This is a genomic window from Novosphingobium sp. PhB165 (genome assembly GCF_004341845.1).
GTDB lineage: Bacteria > Pseudomonadota > Alphaproteobacteria > Sphingomonadales > Sphingomonadaceae > Novosphingobium.
The window spans coordinates 947,033-964,357 of the sequence record NZ_SLVB01000001.1; the positions used below are offsets into that span (position 1 = coordinate 947,033).

Below are 17,325 nucleotides of genomic sequence, written 5' to 3' on the forward strand. Positions count from 1 at the left end.
TTGTCTCCTTCGGCCTTTTCATCGCCCGGAAGCACGTATTCGGCGCCTTCCCAAGGGCTCATGAAGTCGAACTGACGCAGGTCCTGCGCGAGCTTGACCGGCTCGTAGACCACGCGCTGGTCTTCTTCCGAATAACGAAGCTCGACATGGCCGGTGAGCGGGAAGTCCTTGCGGAACGGATGCCCTTCAAAGCCATAGTCGGTGAGGATGCGGCGCAGGTCCGGGTTGCCGGCGAAGATCACGCCGTACATGTCGAACACTTCGCGCTCCAGCCAGCCCGCGTTGGGCCACAGCGTGGTCACGGTCGGCACCGGCGTGCTTTCGGCGGCGTTCACCTTCACCATAAGGCGATGGTTCTTCGTCACCGAGAGCAGCATGTAGACGACTTCGAAACGCTCAGGCCGCGACGGATAGTCGACGCCGGCCATTTCCATCAGCTGCTGGTATTCGTGATGGTCACGCAGCAGGCGAAGCGCGTTTTCGATCTGATCACGCGCAACGGTGAGCACGACTTCGCCGTGCTCTTCCTTGCTCGCCTCGACCATGGTGCCCAGTGCGGCCGAGAGCGTCTCGATCACACCTTCATTCGAAGCGAACTTCGGGGCGGAATGCAGAACGGTCATCGTCGTCCTTACCTATCGAGCGCGCCGACGCGGCGGATCTTGCGCTGCAACTGCATCACGCCATAGAGCAGCGCTTCGGCAGTCGGCGGGCAGCCCGGCACATAGATGTCGACCGGAACGATCCGGTCGCAACCGCGCACGACGCTGTAGCTGTAGTGATAGTAGCCGCCGCCGTTGGCGCACGAGCCCATCGAGATGACGTACTTCGGGTCCGACATCTGGTCGTAGACCTTGCGGAGTGCCGGGGCCATCTTGTTGCAGAGCGTGCCGGCAACGATCATTACGTCCGACTGACGCGGTGACGCGCGCGGCGCGGCGCCGAAGCGTTCCATGTCGTAACGCGGCATGTTCACGTGGATCATCTCGACCGCGCAGCAAGCGAGGCCGAAGGTCATCCACCACAGCGAGCCGGTACGGGCCCACTGGAACAGTTCCTCGGTCGAGGTGACGAGGAAGCCCTTGTCGGACACTTCCTGGTTGAGGTCCTTGAAAAAGGACTGATCGGGCGGCGTAACAGCACCGCCCTGGCTTGCAGCCGGCGCCAGAGGTTGGCCGGCGGAGTTAACGAGCGTGCTCATTCCCAGTCCAGAGCTCCCTTCTTCCATGCATAGGCGAGGCCGATGGCCAGTTCACCGAGGAACACCATCATCGTCAGCCAGCCGGCCCAGCCGGTCAGTTTGAGCGAAACGGCCCACGGGAACAGGAACGCAGCTTCAAGATCGAAGACGATGAACAGGATCGCCACGAGATAGAAGCGGACGTCGAACTGGCTGCGCGGGTCTTCGAACGCGGGGAAGCCGCATTCGTACTCGCTGTTCTTGTCAGCACTCGGGTTGTGGGTGCCGGTCAGGCGGGAGACGGCGATCGGCAGCAGCACAATCACCGAGGAGAGCGCGAGCGCGATCACCAGAAAGATGAGGATCGGCAGGTATTGTGACAGATCAGTCAATGGTTCTGGCCTCATACCGGTATTACGGCAGCCGGACTCATGCCAAAGACAACGTCCGGTCGTTGCGGGCGCTCTTAGGCCAGCCCTCCCCCCTCTGCAAGGTGTCCAAGCGGAATATTCGGCCCAAGTTCGTTGCGTTGCAACACGTTCGCAATAAGCCGGGACGGGGACACCGATAGTGGGCATACGGCGGCGTAGCGCAACCCGGCAAAGCCCACGGTATTCCCCGAACGGGCACAAGAAACGCCGGACTGCCCCACAGATGCAAGATTTCGCAGCCAGATTGCGAAAAATGACGCTCAACAGCAATAGGCCAACGCCATGGGGATGGAGCATGGTCGCATCCGTTATCGCCAGAGTCGCCAATTGCAATTGATGCAGCGCAACACTAGTTCACCTGCCAAGGATACCTGTTTTCCAGCGTGAAAGGCATAATAATGGCCCAGATCTCGGCTTCGGACCCTATCGTCATTCTTTCCTACGCCCGTACTCCGATGGGCGGTCTGCAAGGCTCGCTCGCCGAAGTGTCGGCAACCGACCTCGGCGCAACCGCGGTCAAGGCCGCCGTCGAGCGCGCCGGTGTCGCCGGTGACGACATTGAACGCATCTATATGGGCTGCGTGCTGCCCGCCGGCCTCGGCCAGGCCCCTGCCCGTCAGGCGGCGATCAAGGCCGGTCTTCCCAAGTCGGTGCAGGCGACCACTGTGAATAAAGTCTGCGGCTCGGGCATGCAGACGGTGATCATGGGCGCAGAGGCACTGGCCTCGGGCTCGCTCGACGTGATCATCGCCGGCGGTATGGAATCGATGACCAATGCGCCGTACCTGTCCAAGAAGCACCGTTCGGGCGCCCGCGCCGGTCACGACACGCTTTACGATCACATGTTCCTTGACGGTCTTGAAGACGCCTACGAGGGCGGCTCGATGGGCTCCTTCGCGCAGGTCACTGCCGACGAGTACCAGCTGACCCGCGAAAATCAGGACGACTACTCGATCGAGTCGCTCCGCCGCGCGCAGGAAGCGATCAGCAATGGCTCGTTCAAGGACGAAGTCGTTCCCGTCACCGTCAAGACCCGCAAGGGCGATCTGGTGATCGACACCGACGAGCAGCCGCCGAAGGGTAACCCGGACAAGATCCGCACGCTCAAGGCCGCTTTCGCCAAGGACGGCACGATCACTGCCGCCACTTCCAGCTCGATCTCGGACGGCGCTGCTGCCGTTGTCATGACCCGCAAGAGCGTGGCCGAAGCCAAGGGCCTCGCTCCGGTCGCGACCGTGGTCGGCGTGGCCGCCCATGCGCAGGAGCCCGCGAAGTTCACCACTGCTCCGGTCGGTGCGATCACCAAGCTGATGGACAAGGTGGGCTGGCAGCTTTCGGACGTGGACCTGTTCGAAGTCAACGAAGCCTTCGCCTGCGTCGCCATGTTCGCGATGCATGACCTCGGCATCCCGCATGACAAGGTGAACGTCCACGGCGGCGCCACCGCCCTTGGCCACCCGATCGGTGCTTCGGGCACCCGCATCATCGTCACCCTCATCAATGCCCTGAAGGAAAAGGGCCTGAAGAAGGGCGTTGCCTCGCTCTGCATCGGCGGCGGCGAAGCAACGGCCGTGGCGATCGAACTGGCCTGATCGCAATACAAGCTCTCAAGAAGAAACCCCCGCTGGAAACGGCGGGGGTTTTTCTTTGTCATCAGCAGGTTGGGGTATCCATCTCAGAGCGTGCCCGCGCCCCAGAGATCCTCCTGCTCGACGAAACCCTTGTGTCCGGCGATGTCGAAAGGACACCAGCCTTCCTTGCACTCCCCCAGCAGGCCAACGACGCCCGGCTCGATCCGCCAGAGCATCGGCGAGGAGCCGCGCGGTTCGGCATGCATCTCGATCACGCCCTTGGAGCGAACCATCGCCGAGCGCGTACGCGAAAGCAGCAGGTCGCGCATCCAGCCCTGCGTACCGTCGGGATCCTCAACCAAACGCCACGGCCCCTCACGGCGGATCACTTTCACCGGCAAGTGCTCTCGGCGATAGACCCAGTCGATCTTGTACGATTCCCCCGGCCCCACGCGCAAGTTCGCGAGGTCGGCATCGATTGACGCCCAATAGGGAACCTTGCCCTCATCAGCAGCCGAAGCCGGCACCGCGAGAAAGCCGGCGAATGCACCGACAATGACGGCGCAGGCAACCGCGCGCAGGCGGAACGATTTTCCTTGAGACATACCCCATTCATACCTTGCCCCCGGCCACCGCTTCAAGGCTGCTTGACCCGCCGCCTGTGGACGGCCTAGCCCATTCCCGTGATGACTCTGGTTACCGAGACAGATCTGGCCCATCGCCCTGGTGGACGCCCCCGCGTTATCGTCACGCGGCGCCTGCTGCCGGGGGTCGAAACGCGCATGACCGAGTTGTTCGACGTGGTTCTCAATGCCGACGACACACCGATGACGCGCGACGCGCTTGCCGCTGCCATGCGCGAATGCGACGTGCTCGTCCCCACGGTGACCGACCGCATCGACGCCGAACTGATCGCGCAGGCGGATCCGCGATTCGGCATGATCGCGAACTTCGGCGCCGGAACCGAACATATCGATGTCGATGCCGCCCGGGCGCGGGGGATCGTCGTCACCAATACGCCGGGTGTCTTCACCGACGACACCGCCGATCTCACGCTGGCGCTCATTCTCTTCACCATGCGGCGATTCGGCGCGAACCAGGCCATTCTGCGCGACGGCCAATGGAAAGGCTGGGCGCCGTCCACGATGCTTGGCAGCGCGCTGTCCGGCAAGCGACTCGGGATCGTCGGAATGGGACGCATCGGTCAGGCCGTTGCCCATCGCGCCCGCGCCTTTGGACTTGAGGTGGTCTATCACAACCGCCGCCGTCTCCCGTCCGCTCTGGAGACCATGTTCGGCGCCCGGTTCGAAGCGGATCTGGAGCGCCTCATCGCCGAAAGCGACATTCTGACGCTCCATTGCCCCGCCCTGCCCGGCGGTGCGCCGCTAATTGATGCAGACAGGCTTGCCCTGATGAAGTCCGGCGCCTGCCTTATCAACACCGGGCGCGGGCAACTGGTTGACGAGGACGCCCTGATCGACGTGCTAACCCAAGGCCGGATCGCCGGCGCGGGGCTCGATGTCTTCGCGCGGGAACCGAGTATCGACCCGAGGCTGCTCGCGCTCCCTAATGTGGTTGCCCTTCCCCATCTCGGCAGCGCAACTTTCGAGGGCCGGGGCGAAGCAGGTGAGCGGATCATCGCCAATATCCGCTTCTGGGTCGATGGCCACCGCCCGCCCGATCAGGTCCTGCCCGACTTGCCCTAGGCGCGGTAACTTGTCTCGTAACCTTTTCCTGCTCTAAGTCCTCCCCGGGGCCCGGTTTTCTGGCCGGTCCATTTCGGGGGGAATGGTTCGATGAACACGCGCGGCACGGTTACCGTGGCGACTTTGCTTGCGGCTCTGCCGCGCCCTGCCTTGGCGCAATCGCTGCATGATGCGGTGAACAGCGGCGATACCGCATGGCTGCTTGCCGCCGCCGCGCTTGTACTACTGGCCGCGCTTCCCGGCATAGCCCTGCTCCATTCCGGGCGGCTGCGCGCGGGCAACGGCATGTCCGTGCTGTTTCAAACCCTCGCCATCGTTGCCGTCGTCAGCCTGATCTGGACGGTGGTTGGCTACACGCTGGCCTTCGGTGACGTATCGGGCGGCTGGATTGGCGCCGGCAATGCCTGGATGCTGATCCGGCTGAGCGCCGTGCGCGCGGGTACCGCCATTCCCGAAAGCGCCTTCGTTCTCTTCCAGCTTGTCGCGGCAACGCTGGCTCCCGTGCTGATGACCGGCGCCTGGGCCGAGCGCGCGCGGTTCGGATGGGTCGTGCTGTTCTGCGCGCTGTGGTCGCTTATGGCCGCAGCGCCGATCTCGCACTGGGTCATGGGCGGAGGCTGGCTGGCGAGTTCGGTCGGCACGCTCGACTGGAGCGGCGGTCTGCCCATCTTCGTCGCGACGGGTGCGTCCTCGCTGGTCGTCGCGGTGATGATGGGTCGCCGTCTCGATTATCCCGGTGAACGTGACGGCAACGGCGGCATCCCGCTGCGACTGGCCGGTAGCGCGCTGGTCTGGATCGGCGGCATTGGCCTCTGCGGAGGCTGGGCCCTTGCCGCTTCCGATGCTGCAGCCGCCGCCGCGATCAACGCGCACGTCGCCATGGCCGCAAGTGTATTCACCTGGTTTGCCGCCGACCGCCTGAGCCACGGCCGTATCGGATCGTCAGGCCTCGGTTCAAGCGTGCTCGCCGGCCTTGCCGCCGTCGCTCCCGCCGCCGGATACATATCGCCCGGTGCCGCGCTGGTGCTGGGCATTCTCGGAGCGCTGGCGGCACGGCAGGGACTGCGATTACTTGCCCGCGCACGGATCGATGACACCCTTGGCATCTTTGCTATAGCCGGGCTTCCCGCCATGATTGGAACCCTGCTTCTCGGCCTGTTCCTGAGCCCATCCTTCGGCGGAACAGGGTATGCCCGCGGTCATACGATGATCTCGCAGATCTTCGCGCAGGCGGTGGGCCTTGGCGCCGTGGTCCTCTGGGCGGCCGTCGCGAGCACCATCGCCGCACTCATGGCCTCGGTCCTCTTCCCGATGCGCATGTCGGAACATGCCGAACGCAACGGGCTCGACTTCAGCAGCCACGGGATCGGCCCCGCCACATGAACGATACGATGAAGACTTGGCTTCGATACGGCACCCGGGCGCTGCGCCTGACTTTCAGTGCCGCCGGTCGCGCTAGTCGCGCCGAAGTGCTGGCATGCGGGGTGAGCCTGATCCTGCTCAATCTGCTGCTGTCGGGAACGGCATCGCTGTTTCTATCAGGGGATGCCTTGAAGTGGGCCCGTCTGGGCATTCCCGCCCTGATCGTACTGCCTTGCTTCGCGCTGTTCGTCCGGCGCGCGCACGACCTGAATTTCAGCGGCTTGTGGACCCTGCCAATTCCGATCCTTGCGCTGCAAAACCTGTCTCTGGACCTCGTGACCCTGTCGGCAGGCTGGGATGCGCGCGGCAGTGTCGAAGCGGTTACGCGCTATCTCGACTGGCTGCTGTTTCCGGCATTCGCGCTCGTCTGCCTTGCGCTCGTCTGCATCCCCGGAACGCGCGGTACGAACCGTTTCGGTCCGGATCCGAGGGCGATAACGCCTCCCGCATCCGGACCGGAAACAGCCTGAAGGGTCGTCAGCCGGGCTTCTTCGGCAGGGCGATCTCGGCCACGCCGGCGCACATGAGCGTGCCCTTCTGGTTCATCATCTTGTGCTTGACCTGCACGAGGTGACGTCCTTCTTCGTCCACCATCTTGTCGATCACTTCGGCAGTCTGGATGGTGATGTCGCCCGAAAGCGCCGGACCGCGATAGTTGGCGGTGGAGTGGACCACCATGCCCCATTCGCCGGCCCAACCCGCCAGATAATCGGTCACCCAGGCACCCATCGAAGCGCCATAGCCATAAGCGCGCGGCATGCCGATCTTGCGCGCATACTTCGGGAAGAGGTGCCCGCGCGAAGGGCCGATATAGGCGCCGTCGGTCAATTCGGGATTGATCCGCTCCATATGCGGGTCGTTCTCGTGCCCTGCCATCTCTGCCGTGAAGCCGAGCGCGGCAAGATCAAGTTCACGGCGGTCAAGCGTGCCCCAGGTGGTGAAGAGATAGGAACGCCACTCGGTGGTGAAGCTGGCGACGGTGTGGAGACCAATGACGCGCTCGGGAAGATGGTCGCCCACTTGCACGTCATCCCACCAGCGCTCGCCATGGCCCAGATCGTGGAGCATCTGGATCCACGCGAACTTGCGCTCTTCCAGCTTTTCCAGTTCCTCGTCGGTCCACTCCGGTTCATCGAACTCTGCCGTGTTGACAGTGTCACCGCCGGCGGAGGCGAGGTAGCGGATCGCCGTCGAACGCTGCTTGGCGATCAGTTCCCCGTTCTGGTTGCGGTAGAAATTGTCCCCGCGCTGGAAGCAGGTGGGGCCAAAGCCGGTGTTCTTGACCACATAGTCGAACGGAATGCGCTCGTTCGAAACGACATCGCCGCCGAAAATGCGCGGGCCATAGTGCCAGAACTCGTCACCGCCGAAGAGCAGGTGCGAATTGGGAATGCAGCCCATGCACGAAGGCGCGGTGCCATGGCCGTCGTCCATGACGATCGGGAAGCTCTGCGGCGCGACGAGACGGCCGAAGCGGCTCGCGGCAGCATAAGCCGGATCGAAATGGAGCAGGTTGGGATAGTGCATCCCCTGCACCCAGCGGCGAATATCGTTGTTGCCGAGCGGCTCGCGGATCGGCGAGGAATCGATGACCTTGCCGAGATACTGATCGATGTCCGAGCAATCGAGCGTGGCGCCCGTTGTCGATGTGGCATCAGCCATGACGAAATTCCTCTCCTTTGCGGGCCATTCGCAATGGCCTTGTTACTAGTCGACAGTGCTGTCTATTACATCGTGGGACATCGAGGTCACGCACCAAGGCCCTTGCCCGCTTGCAGTAACGCCGTGGCGCTACCACGCCCTCGACACGGCGCGGGCGTCCGATTATGCCACAATTTAATCGATCACTTAAACGGACGAGACATGACCCTGCCTGCGCTTTTCGCGAACCTGCGCCTTCCCGTGATTGCCGCCCCGATGTTCATCGTCTCCAACCCCGAACTGGTGATCGCCCAGGTCCGTTCGGGAATCGTCGGGAGCTTTCCCGCGCTCAATGCCCGCCCCGCCAGTCAGCTCGATGACTGGCTGCACCAAATTTCCGAAGAAACAGAGGGTTGCACGGCGCCTTTCGCAGTCAACCTGATCGTCCACAAGAGCAACAACCGACTTGAGGAAGACCTCAAGATGCTCGAAAAACACAAGGTTCCACTGGTCATCACCTCGCTGGGCGCGATCCCGGAAGTCAACGCGGCGGTTCACAGCTGGGGCGGATTGGTCATGCACGATGTGATCGACGACCGGTTTGCGAAGAAGGCCGTCGAAAAGGGCGCTGACGGGCTGATCGCGGTTGCAGCGGGCGCGGGCGGACACGCCGGAACCCAGTCTCCATTCGCCCTGATGCAGGAAATCCGTGCGTGGTTCGACGGGCCGCTGGCACTTTCGGGGGCGATCGCCTGCGGACGCTCGATCCTCTCGGCGCAGGCCATGGGCGCGGACTTCGCCTATGTCGGCAGCCCGTGGATCGCCACCACCGAAGCCAATGCGACGGCAGCCTACAAGCAGGCCATCGTCGACAGCCATGCGGCCGATATCGTCTATTCCAGCCTGTTCACGGGCGTTCGCGGCAACTATTTGCGCTCGTCGATCGTCGCGGCCGGTCTCGATCCCGACAATCTGCCTGAAGGCGACAAGGCACAAATGGACTTCGGCTCGGGCGGCAATACCGCAGCCAAGGCCTGGAAGGACATCTGGGGCGCCGGTCAGGGCGTGGGCGCCATCGACCGGATCGAGCCGGTGGCCGATCTCGTCGCTGCACTGGACGCGCAGTATCAGTCGGCCAAGACGGAGCTGCGCGCCCGCGCCGGCATCGCCTGAGGCAATACGGACGGGGCAGGCAGCCGAGCCGGCAGGGCCGTCCCGTCCCAAAGCAGATCCGCCAGAGCGTCAAGGTCCGAGAAATCGAGACCATGGCCAAGCGGATCGTGACGGTTCAGCAAAGGGCGTGTGGCCCGACGCGCCAGCAGCAGCCGCCTCAACGCGCGGCGCAAAAGATCGAGCCGCATCTGCGCCTCGATCGCTGCCGCTTGCGGATCCCGCATATGCGCACGGCGCCAATACGCCTCGATCTGCGCCACGCGCTCAACGACAAGTTCGGTGTAACGGTGATGTGGCCCGCGATGGAGCGGCAGCCCCATGCGCAGGGCCGCCCGCTCATCGCAGGGCAGCAGCAATCCGTTATCGCGAAAATCCTCGAAGCGCAGGCTTTCCCGGCCGAGAGTCGTGAACATGCGCGCGAACGGCCTACGCCCGAGCAGTTCGCGCGGCAGCAGATGATGTCGCTGCAAACCGGGATCGTAGTCTGGCTGATGCCTGCGGTTGACCGCTCGGAAAGACAGGAATTCTCGCAGTGCCCGGCCGATCCCGTCAATAATCCTGTCAATTCTGGCGCCAGATCCACACCACCTTGCCGACCTGCGACGGCTCCGCGAAAAGGCCGGGCGCGCCATCGATAGGGCCGGGCGTCGTCAGCGGGCCATGGCGTACGATATGGTCCACCACCCGGATGGCGAGCTTGACGGTGTCGGCCCGCCGCTCCCCCTCGGCCGCTTCGAGTTGGAATTCCTGTCCGGAAAACGCAGCGAGACCCTGACTGGCGATGCTGCCGTCCTCTGCCGGTACCAATGCGGTCAAGCCGAGCACAGGAAAAGCGCCGCCGCCAAGCCAGTTCATCACCATGCGCGCGTAATAGCCTGGCGCCATGACCGTGCCCGCGGAATGCCACGCCACCGCGCTTACCGGTAGCTGCAGGGCAAGATCGGCCGCCAGACCGGCCAAGGTGCGCACGACCGGCAGCATCGTGCTGCCCCCCGCGATATGGCCGCCCGGTACAATCTCGACCGCTTCCAAAGCGCCCATTTCAGGCACCGCATCGAAACCGTAGGCGTGGCGGATTTCCGCCCCGGATGCCGGATTAGCGGGCGCAAGGCCCGACAGGTCAAATGTCAGCCCGCTCGACAGCAGTTCGAGCCATCCCTGCTCGCGCGGCGGCTTGTGGGTGATCCGGGCCGCCGGAGCACTGCCGTCGCCCCCGCCGAGCAGCCTTTCGATGTCTTCCACCGAGGGGCGCTTCCCCGCGGAAAACAGCAGCGAGACGCCCGTGACCGAAGAGCCTGGCCGTCGTTCCGCACCACGAAAGTCGAAGCTCACCGGATCATCCGTTTCCACCCCAGCACCTGACATCAATTTGCCCCCGTCGAATCCGTTCAATCGTCGCCCCGCGACCGGACATTAACCATACCCTGCAAGCACATGAAGGCCTCAGTAGATGCCGAGTGCAAGCCCTTCCGCGAAAGCCATGCCCAATTCGCAGCAAGAATCGAGATCGACCGGCGAAACTGTCTTCTCCGCCAGGATTTCCTGCGGCGTCTGCGCACCGAGCCGAACCACCAGCGGCGGCGCCACGCGCTTGAGCCGCCATCCGGTAACGATCCGCTCGATCTGCGCCTGCGCCCCGGCACCGTCGGAACCGGCAGCGATCGCGGTGGCATAGGGCCGCCCCTCCACCCGGCCGAGCAGCGGATAATAGCAGCGATCGAACATCTCCTTCATCTGTCCGGACATCGAACCAAGGTTCTCCGGACAAACGAAAACGTAGCCGGTCGCGCCCATCAGGATGGCGGGCATCGCCTCGGCTGCGGGAAGCAGAAAGGACGCCCTGCCCGCGCCTTCGGCAATGGCGAGCGCCATCGCCCGTGCCGCGCCGGTGCGGCTGTGCCAGATGATCGCCAGCATCGCTCAGCCTCCCGCCGTAACCGCGAGCAAGGGCACCGGACGCTCCGTGGATCTGGTCATGGCCGTTTCCTCTCCGTTATCCGTGGAACTATACCGCGCATCGCCGCCGCTCCCTAGTGCCCAATGCAGGCAATCCCGCCTGAATGAGTGCGCGGGCTTCCCGCCGGGCACTGGCTGGTATAACCGCCCTGCATGGCATCCAGACCCGCATCCGTCTTCGGCATCGACCGTTCGCTCTCCGGCAAGTCCTGGCGCTGGCGCGGCGGCAACATGGACCTTTCGGAGCCCGGCTCCGGCTTCGGAGGCGGCCTTGGCGACGATATCGTCACCCAATTGCTGCTTTCGCGCGGCGTCCCGCGTGAGGATCTGGAGCGGCACCGCAGTCCTTCGCTGCGCTCGTTCCTGCCCGATCCCTCGGAATTCCGCGACATGGACACCGCCGCGGAGCGTCTTGCCCAAGCGGTGCTGACGAACGAGACAGTGACCGTCTACGGCGATTACGACGTCGATGGCGCCACCAGCGCTGCGCTGCTGATCCTGCTGCTGCGCGGGCTCGGCCATGACGGGCGCTATTACATTCCCGACCGTCTGCTCGAAGGCTACGGGCCCAGCGGCGAGGCGCTCGTGCGAATCGCCGGCGAGGGATCGAGCCTGATCGTCACGGTCGACTGCGGCGCCATGGCGTACGAGGCGCTGGACATGGCGAATGACGCCGGTGTCGATGTGATCGTGGTTGACCACCACAAGTGCTCCGCCGTGCTTCCGCGCGCCATGGCGCTGGTCAATCCGAACCGTCTGGACGAGAGCGAACTCGCCGCCGGGCATGGACATCTCGCGGCTGTCGGCGTCGCATTCCTGCTGGCCGTGGCCACAGTGCGGGCCCTGCGCCGCAAGGGCTTTTTCGCCACGCACCGCGAACCCGATCTCTTCGCCCTGCTCGACCTTGTCGCGCTGGGCACCGTGGCCGACGTTGCCGCGCTCCACGGCCTCAACCGCGCGCTGGTGGCGCAAGGCCTCAAGATCATGGCCAAGCGCGAGAATATCGGCATGTCGGCGCTGATTGACGCAAGCCGCCTCAATCGCGCGCCCACCTGCTCCGACCTCGGCTTCGCGCTGGGTCCGCGCATCAATGCAGGCGGTCGCGTCGGCGAATCGACGCTGGGCGTGCGCCTGCTCACCACCACCGACACGGAAGAAGCGGACACGATCGCCGCCCAGCTATCCCGCCTCAACGACGAGCGCCGCGCCATTGAGCAGGCGGTGCAGGAAGCCGCCGAAGCGCAGCTTGCAGCCCAGCACAACCGCGCCGTGATCGTTGTCGCCGGTGCCGGCTGGCATCCCGGCGTGATCGGCATCGTCGCCGGACGGATCAAGGAAAAGACCGGAAAGCCGACACTGGTCATCGCCCTTGACGCCGACGAGGCAGGCAACGGCAAAGGTTCGGGCCGTTCGATCTCGGGCGTGGACCTTGGCGCCGCGATCATCGCCGCGCGCGAGACGGGCCTGCTGGTGGCGGGCGGCGGCCATGCCATGGCGGCCGGCCTCACGATCGCGGCCGACAAGCTGGACGCACTGGCCGAATGGCTCGATTCGCGCCTTGGCGCCGACGTTGCGGCGGCCAGCGCCCACCAGTCGATGCTGCTGGATCTGGCGCTCGCACCCGGCGGTCTCACCCCTGATCTGGTCGAGACGCTGGAAAGCGCGGGGCCGTACGGTATGGGCTGGCCGGGCCCGCGCGTGGCAGTCGGGCCGGTACGTGTCATCAAGGCCGATACGGTGGGCGCCGATCACGTCCGCCTGATCGTTGGCGGCAACGACGGCGGCCGCTTCAAGGCCATGGCCTTCCGCGCAGCCGAAACCGACCTTGGGCAGGCCCTGCTCCACGCCTCGCAAGGGCGCCGCCTGTGGCTGGCCGGTCGGGCCAAGATCGACGACTGGGGCAGCCGTCCGCAAGCCGAACTCCACGTCGATGATGCCGCATTTCTCGACTGATTTCGGGAACTGACACGAAGAGTTCATTTTATTCGCCAAGAGGGGGTTGACCCCCCGGGGGACCGCCGCTAGAGGGCCGGTCCTGCCTCCGGCACAGATCGGAATGGCCCCTTCGTCTAGCGGTTAGGACGCGGCCCTTTCACGGCTGAAACACGGGTTCGATTCCCGTAGGGGTCACCATCTTGGTGCACGAGCGCAGGACCAAAATGCCTTTACGGCCCCTTCGTCTAGCGGTCAGGACGCGGCCCTCTCACGGCTGAAACACGGGTTCGATTCCCGTAGGGGTCACCATCTGCGGCTGCTTTCGGGTGACGCTTATGGGTAAAAATATGGCCCCTTCGTCTAGCGGTTAGGACGCGGCCCTTTCACGGCTGAAACACGGGTTCGATTCCCGTAGGGGTCACCATCCTTGAATGGATCGGTGCAGGCATAGCGGCTCAGAGCCGCCTTTTCCCACTCAATTTTGCTTAGTGACAGACCCGCCAGCCGGTCGGCCGGTTCGCCTGATCGAGATGCAGATGATCGGCATGCGCGGCGTTGTAGTCCGGCGAGAGCACGGTCGCGAAGCTCTTGCAGGCCTCGTCCCGCACGGCATGCAGGAACACCGCATCGTCGATGCCACCCTTCCAGTCGCGCCGGACCTCTATCCGACGCCCATTGGCCAGCACGAAGGCCGCCACGTCGATGGCATTGCCGGTGGCATGCTCGCTCCAGTTACCCATATCGCCGTGACCGATGCGACGACAATTCACCGTACCGAGATGCTCTATCCGCACCACCGGGCTGCCGTAGATCATTTCCGCATGCGGCTGGATACCGTGGCGCAGCCACCATGCCAGGCCTGCGTCCAGAGCGCAGGTTCCCTCCGCATGGCGTGGCTTGAGAGCAGGCACCGTCGAGCCCGGGAAGCCAAGCATCCGGCGATCGGCGCGGCGGCAGGTTCCCTCCCCCACCGGCGGCAACGGCTTGCCGGGAAAATCACTGCGGAGCAGGAAGGATTGGCAGTCAGCCGGATCAGCACGCAACGCGGCCAGTTTGCGCCCCGTGGCCCATCCCGGGCGCTCAGCCAGTGTGAGCGGGGCCCAGGGATCGCTTCCGGGATGGTCGCGCAGCCAGTCCGCCGCCGCCAGCCCGAGACAGGCAAGCAGAATGAGCGACATGGCCACGCGGTCGATGGGAAAGATCATGCCGCATCAACGCCCGCACCTTCCCCTTCGCTCCGCACATCGGTTTATTCGAGCATCGAGAAGATCGCCCAGGCCAGTCCGGTGGCGCCCAGGAACAAGGGCCAGGACCAATAGAGTTCGTGACCTTGGTAGAACGTATGCGTGATCGTAAGCGCTCCCCCATGCGAGCCTTGCGATCCGATGACCAGCGAAACGACCCACGTAAGCAGGAAAGCCGGGATCAACGCCTTGATGATTGCCATGACGATAAACTGCCTTGACTGTGCCTGGGGGGAATTCTCCCACCAATTGGTAAATTTCGTACTACTGGAGCGGCCGGTTCAAACGATTGTCGCACTGTGGGTAACTCCGGGAAAACCGGAGGATAGTGCGGGGAAAATTTAGGGAGAACTTCGCTGTACCGGGCAACAAAATAGGGCCGGGCAACAAAAAAGGGGGCGCGAAGCCCCCTTTCCTGTTTTCGCTAAGCCCCTGCCTCAGTGCGGCGGAAGCGGCTGCGGCGGAGCGTCGAAGTCTTCCTCGTGAGTCTCGACGATACCGCGGCCGACATGGCTCTTGCGGTAACCGTAAGCGAAGTAGACGACGAGGCCGATACCGCCCCAGACCGGAAGCACCAGCATCGCTTCAACCGGCAGGTTGAAGAACAGCACCACGCAGCCGATGATCGCGAAGGGCGCCACCACCCACACCAGCGGGGTGCGGAACGGACGGACGCGCTTGGGATCGCGCACGCGCAGGATCAGCACGGCCACCGAGACCATCAGGAACGCGAAGAGCGTGCCCGAGTTCGAGATGTCGGCGAGCTGGCCCACCGGCAGCAGTGCGGCGGCAATCGCCACGAAGACGCCGGTAATCATGGTGACGATGTGCGGCGTCTTCCACTTGGGGTGGACGGTCGCCAGCTTCTCGGGAAGCAGGCCGTCGCGCGCCATCACGAAGAAGATACGGGTCTGGCCGTAGAGCATCATCAGGATGACCGAGGGCAGCGCAAGGTTGGCGGCCAGACCGATGAGGTCGCCCGCGCGGGTGTAGTTGATCGAGCGGAGAACCTGGGCCAGCGCCTCGTTCGAGCAGACCAGCGGCGTTGCGCCCTGCTTGGCGAGTGCGGCGCACTGTGCGGCGAACTCGGGCGAGCCGGGCTGAATGCCCGCTGCGGTCGGCTGGGCGCCGACGGCACCGATCGCCCCGCCGGCGACGAGCAGGTAGAACACGGTGCAGATCGCAAGGCTGCCGATCAGGCCGATCGGCACGTTGCGCTGCGGGTTCTTGGTTTCCTCAGCCGCGGTGGAAACTGCGTCGAAGCCGACATAGGCGAAGAAGATCGAGGCGGCGGCGCCGAAGACGCCCATGCCGCTGCTACCCGCCGGGCCGAACCAGCCGTTCGGCGTGAAAGGCTCGAAATGCTCGACTTTCAGCACCGGCAGGGTCAGCGCGATGAACATCGTCAGCGCGGCGACCTTGATGGCGACGAGGATTGCGTTGAAAGTGGCGCTTTCCTTGGTGCCGATCACCAGCAGCGCCGTCACCGCCAGCGCCACGAAGATGGCGGGGACGTTGATGATGCCGTGGCTAAAATCGACGCCGGTGAGCGACCAGCTGGGTCCAGCCGATAACAATTCGGGTAACTGGAACCCTGTCAAACTCTTGAGCAGGCCCATGAAATAGCCCGACCAGCCGACTGAAACGGCCGAAGCGGCAACGGCATATTCCAGGATCAGCGCCCAGCCGACCATCCAGGCCAGCAATTCGCCGACGACTGCATAGCTGTACGTGTAGGCAGAACCGGAAACCGGCACCATCGAGGCCAGTTCCGAATAGCACAGTGCCGCCACGGCGCAGACGACGCCGGCGATCACGAAGCTCCACATCATGCCGGGCCCGGCCTTCTGGGCCGCCGCGGCAGTGAGAACGAAAATACCGGTGCCGATGATTGCGCCGACACCCAGAAGCGTCAGCTGCACGGGTCCGAGCGACCGGTGAAGAGATTTCTTTTCCGCCGTCGCCAGAATGGCGTCGAGCGGTTTTACGCGTCCGAACATTATTGGACCCCCGAGTTCTTGTATGGCGGCGACGCTAGCGCCATGCCCGAACATCGCAAGCGATAACGCGCTTGGTTCCCCAGTTTTGCTGTATCTGGACCGCATAATGGGGCCAGTTCCGGGCTGTGCCGAAGACATCGAGCTAATGGGGTTTACCGAGCACGGACGAGCCCGCTAAAAGCCCGAGCCATGTCCACGACCTTCCAGCTCGACACCGCGACCAGCCGCGCCAATCCCACTCCGGCACCGATGAAGCGCCTGACGGTTCCTGCCATTCAGCGCCGCAAATCCGGCGGCCTGACCGCCGAGCCGCTGGTCATGCTAACGGCCTATACCGCCCGGCAAGCACAATTGCTGGACGAACATTGCGACATCCTGCTGGTAGGGGATTCGCTGGCGCAGGTCATCTACGGCCTGCCCTCTACCCTGCCCGTCACGCTGGACATGATGATCGCCCACGGCGCCGCCGTGGTGCGCGGCAGCTACCACTCGCTGGTCATCGTGGACATGCCTTTCGGCTCTTATGAGGAAAGCCCGCAGCAGGCATTCGCCTCGGCCGCGCGCGTCATGGCCGAGACCGGCTGCGCCGCCGTCAAGCTGGAGGGCGGCGTCGCCATGGCGGAGACCATCGCCTTCCTGACCAGCCGCGGCATTCCGGTGATGGCGCATATCGGCCTCACCCCGCAGGCCGTGAATGCGCTGGGCGGCTACGGCGCACGGGGACGCAGTCAGGAAGAGCACGCCAAGATCATTTCGGACGGCAAGGCCGTGGCGGATGCGGGCGCCTTCTCGGTTGTCGTCGAAGGCGTGGTGGAACCGATCGCAGTCGCGCTCACGCAGAGCCTTGAAGTACCCGTGATCGGAATCGGCGCTTCGGCGCAGTGCGACGGACAAGTGCTGGTGGCCGAGGACATGCTGGGCATGTTCGACCGCGTGCCTCGCTTCGTGAAGCGCTATGCCGACATGGCGACGCTGGTCTCCGAAGCAGCGGCCAAATATGCCGAGGAGGTGCGCGCCCGCACCTTCCCCGGCGTCGAACAGACCTATCAGCCGAAGTAACCCGATC

Annotated in this window: 17 protein-coding genes, 3 tRNA genes and 1 pseudogene; 10 read left to right on the forward strand and 11 right to left on the reverse strand. The window is 64.3% G+C overall.

Translation table 11 applies throughout. From position 1 onward, the window contains the following. Positions 1 to 11: 11 nt before the first annotated feature. The 3 genes and pseudogenes from EDF56_RS04510 to EDF56_RS04520 form a co-directional block, all read right to left on the reverse strand. Positions 12 to 623: pseudogene (locus EDF56_RS04510) on the reverse strand (NADH-quinone oxidoreductase subunit C); the annotation flags it as partial. Positions 624 to 631: 8 nt separating this feature from the next. After that, on the reverse strand, positions 632 to 1,201 hold the full coding sequence (locus EDF56_RS04515) for an NADH-quinone oxidoreductase subunit B (RefSeq protein ID WP_132385495.1): 570 nt from the start codon (positions 1,199 to 1,201) through the stop codon (positions 632 to 634). Beyond that, positions 1,198 to 1,572: an NADH-quinone oxidoreductase subunit A gene (locus tag EDF56_RS04520; RefSeq protein WP_132385496.1), complete on the reverse strand. Its 375-nt coding sequence runs from the start codon at positions 1,570 to 1,572 to the stop codon at positions 1,198 to 1,200. Before EDF56_RS04520 ends, EDF56_RS04515 begins: the two co-directional genes overlap by 4 nt. A gap of 437 nt (positions 1,573 to 2,009) precedes the next feature. On the opposite strand from EDF56_RS04520, the gene EDF56_RS04525 reads away from it, so the two are divergent. Further along, positions 2,010 to 3,203 (forward strand): acetyl-CoA C-acyltransferase, encoded by a 1,194-nt coding sequence (locus EDF56_RS04525; protein ID WP_132385497.1) that lies wholly within the window; start codon positions 2,010 to 2,012, stop codon positions 3,201 to 3,203. A gap of 83 nt (positions 3,204 to 3,286) precedes the next feature. Here the strand turns inward: EDF56_RS04525 and EDF56_RS04530 are convergent, their stop codons facing one another. Next, positions 3,287 to 3,787 (reverse strand): SH3 domain-containing protein, encoded by a 501-nt coding sequence (locus EDF56_RS04530; RefSeq protein WP_132385498.1) that lies wholly within the window; start codon positions 3,785 to 3,787, stop codon positions 3,287 to 3,289. An 81-nt stretch (positions 3,788 to 3,868) separates the two neighbouring features. Here EDF56_RS04530 and EDF56_RS04535 point away from each other — a divergent pair, with 81 nt between their 5' ends. The 3 genes from EDF56_RS04535 (at position 3,869) to EDF56_RS04545 (ending at position 6,780) form a co-directional block, all read left to right on the forward strand. Next, positions 3,869 to 4,888, forward strand: coding sequence for a D-glycerate dehydrogenase (locus EDF56_RS04535; RefSeq protein WP_132385499.1), 1,020 nt, complete (start codon positions 3,869 to 3,871; stop codon positions 4,886 to 4,888). A 90-nt stretch (positions 4,889 to 4,978) separates the two neighbouring features. After that, the gene (locus EDF56_RS04540; protein WP_132385500.1) at positions 4,979 to 6,271 is read left to right on the forward strand and encodes an ammonium transporter; all 1,293 of its coding nucleotides are present in this window, start codon (positions 4,979 to 4,981) and stop codon (positions 6,269 to 6,271) included. 8 nt (positions 6,272 to 6,279) lie between these two features. Next, positions 6,280 to 6,780, forward strand: a complete 501-nt coding sequence (locus tag EDF56_RS04545; RefSeq protein WP_165912069.1) for a DUF805 domain-containing protein — start codon at positions 6,280 to 6,282, stop codon at positions 6,778 to 6,780. A 7-nt stretch (positions 6,781 to 6,787) separates the two neighbouring features. Here EDF56_RS04545 and EDF56_RS04550 read toward each other — a convergent pair whose 3' ends face one another. Further along, positions 6,788 to 7,972, reverse strand: a complete 1,185-nt coding sequence (locus EDF56_RS04550; RefSeq protein WP_132385502.1) for a MaoC family dehydratase N-terminal domain-containing protein — start codon at positions 7,970 to 7,972, stop codon at positions 6,788 to 6,790. 201 nt (positions 7,973 to 8,173) lie between these two features. On the opposite strand from EDF56_RS04550, the gene EDF56_RS04555 reads away from it, so the two are divergent. Further along, a complete protein-coding gene (locus EDF56_RS04555) occupies positions 8,174 to 9,124 on the forward strand; it encodes a nitronate monooxygenase family protein (RefSeq protein WP_132385503.1) in 951 nt (316 codons plus the stop codon). Here the strand turns inward: EDF56_RS04555 and EDF56_RS04560 are convergent. The 3 genes from EDF56_RS04560 to EDF56_RS04570 form a co-directional block, all read right to left on the reverse strand. Next, positions 9,079 to 9,756 (reverse strand): AHH domain-containing protein, encoded by a 678-nt coding sequence (locus EDF56_RS04560; protein WP_132385504.1) that lies wholly within the window; start codon positions 9,754 to 9,756, stop codon positions 9,079 to 9,081. The two genes, EDF56_RS04555 and EDF56_RS04560, sit on opposite strands and share 46 nt — an antisense overlap. Beyond that, entirely contained in the window at positions 9,686 to 10,456 is a 771-nt protein-coding gene (locus tag EDF56_RS04565) for a hypothetical protein (protein WP_132385788.1), read from the reverse strand. Before EDF56_RS04565 ends, EDF56_RS04560 begins: the two co-directional genes overlap by 71 nt. A gap of 111 nt (positions 10,457 to 10,567) precedes the next feature. Continuing rightward, on the reverse strand, positions 10,568 to 11,041 hold the full coding sequence (locus EDF56_RS04570; RefSeq protein ID WP_243652377.1) for an NAD(P)H-dependent oxidoreductase: 474 nt from the start codon (positions 11,039 to 11,041) through the stop codon (positions 10,568 to 10,570). Positions 11,042 to 11,233: 192 nt separating this feature from the next. Between EDF56_RS04570 and recJ the strand changes: the two genes are divergently transcribed. From recJ to EDF56_RS04590, 4 genes are all read left to right on the forward strand, one after another. Then, positions 11,234 to 13,033 carry a single-stranded-DNA-specific exonuclease RecJ gene (gene recJ, locus EDF56_RS04575; protein ID WP_132385505.1) on the forward strand — a complete coding sequence of 600 codons (1,800 nt, stop codon included), beginning with the start codon at positions 11,234 to 11,236 and terminating at the stop codon, positions 13,031 to 13,033. Between the two features lie 105 nt (positions 13,034 to 13,138). Next, positions 13,139 to 13,213, forward strand: a tRNA-Glu gene (locus tag EDF56_RS04580). Between the two features lie 36 nt (positions 13,214 to 13,249). Beyond that, positions 13,250 to 13,324, forward strand: a tRNA-Glu gene (locus EDF56_RS04585). Positions 13,325 to 13,364: 40 nt separating this feature from the next. Next, positions 13,365 to 13,439, forward strand: a tRNA-Glu gene (locus EDF56_RS04590). A 61-nt stretch (positions 13,440 to 13,500) separates the two neighbouring features. On the opposite strand, the gene EDF56_RS04595 is transcribed toward EDF56_RS04590, so the two are convergent. The 3 genes from EDF56_RS04595 to EDF56_RS04605 all read right to left on the reverse strand — a co-directional run bounded on the left by EDF56_RS04595 (position 13,501) and on the right by EDF56_RS04605 (position 16,262). Continuing rightward, complete coding sequence (locus tag EDF56_RS04595; protein WP_132385506.1) at positions 13,501 to 14,220, reverse strand: extensin family protein; 720 nt, start codon at positions 14,218 to 14,220, stop codon at positions 13,501 to 13,503. A gap of 44 nt (positions 14,221 to 14,264) precedes the next feature. Further along, positions 14,265 to 14,462 (reverse strand): hypothetical protein, encoded by a 198-nt coding sequence (locus tag EDF56_RS04600; RefSeq protein ID WP_132385507.1) that lies wholly within the window; start codon positions 14,460 to 14,462, stop codon positions 14,265 to 14,267. A gap of 234 nt (positions 14,463 to 14,696) precedes the next feature. Then, complete coding sequence (locus tag EDF56_RS04605) at positions 14,697 to 16,262, reverse strand: amino acid permease (RefSeq protein ID WP_132385790.1); 1,566 nt, start codon at positions 16,260 to 16,262, stop codon at positions 14,697 to 14,699. A gap of 186 nt (positions 16,263 to 16,448) precedes the next feature. Between EDF56_RS04605 and panB the strand changes: the two genes are divergently transcribed. Then, positions 16,449 to 17,318 carry a 3-methyl-2-oxobutanoate hydroxymethyltransferase gene (gene panB / locus EDF56_RS04610; RefSeq protein WP_132385508.1) on the forward strand — a complete coding sequence of 290 codons (870 nt, stop codon included), beginning with the start codon at positions 16,449 to 16,451 and terminating at the stop codon, positions 17,316 to 17,318. Positions 17,319 to 17,325: the final 7 nt, after the last annotated feature.